Raw genomic sequence first — 759 nt, 5'->3', positions numbered from 1 at the left:
GGCTGGCCGGCGGCGGTCGCGGCCTGCGCGCGCTGCGGCGACACCTGCAGCGCCGCATGCTGCGGCAGCGGCTGCGGCACCAGCACGAGCTTCTGCTGGCGCAGCGCCTGCGTCAGCGAGCGCGGGTGGCCGAGGCGCAGGCCGAGCAGCAGCGAGGCGCGGCGCTGCAGGCCGCTGCCGTTGTCCAGCACGCCCCAGGACGGGCGCCCCGGATCGAACCCGCCGGCGCGGTCGCGCGTCAGCCGCACGATGTCGCTCAGGTAGGCCGCCTTGTTCTCCAGCAGCAGCGATTCCAGCTCCTGCGGCGAGTGGTGGCCGAAGAACGGGCGCAGCGAGTTCTGCGTGTAGTTCTCGCCGTGCAACGCCAGCAGGTGGTCCAGCGCCCGGCTCTTGCGCCGCGCCGAGCGGTCGAACGGCGGGTACACCGCCTGCTCGATCTGCGCCGCCGGCGCGAGCTGCAACCGCTCGACGCCCGGCACGCTGTCGGGCCCGATCATCTGCGACCACAGCGTCCTGGCCGAGCCGCCATTCACCGAGAACAGCTCGCGCAGGTGCTGCACCTGGGCCAGCCCCTGCGCGATCACCTGCTCCATCATCAGCAGGTAGGTCTGCAGCTGCTGGGCGCGCGCCCGTGCCTGCGGCGGTGCCGAGCGCGGCACGCCGTGCCGGCCGACGCCGTAGATCGCCGGCAGCAGCTGCTGCACCGAGTGGTAGCGCTGCAGGTCGCGGTGCTCGCCGCGCGGCAGCGCGGCGGCGGCA

1 protein-coding gene is annotated in these 759 nt (G+C 74.4%); it reads right to left on the bottom strand.

All coding sequences use genetic code 11. The features are described 5' to 3' along the window. Positions 1–759: hypothetical protein (locus AC1DXV_RS35105; protein WP_477938114.1), on the bottom strand; the 759-nt coding region annotated here is incomplete at both ends.

Source organism: Rhizobacter sp. P3_C12 (assembly GCF_056402735.1).
Note: the sequence above shows the minus strand (reverse complement) of the source record. Positions and strands in the feature narration are given on the sequence as shown.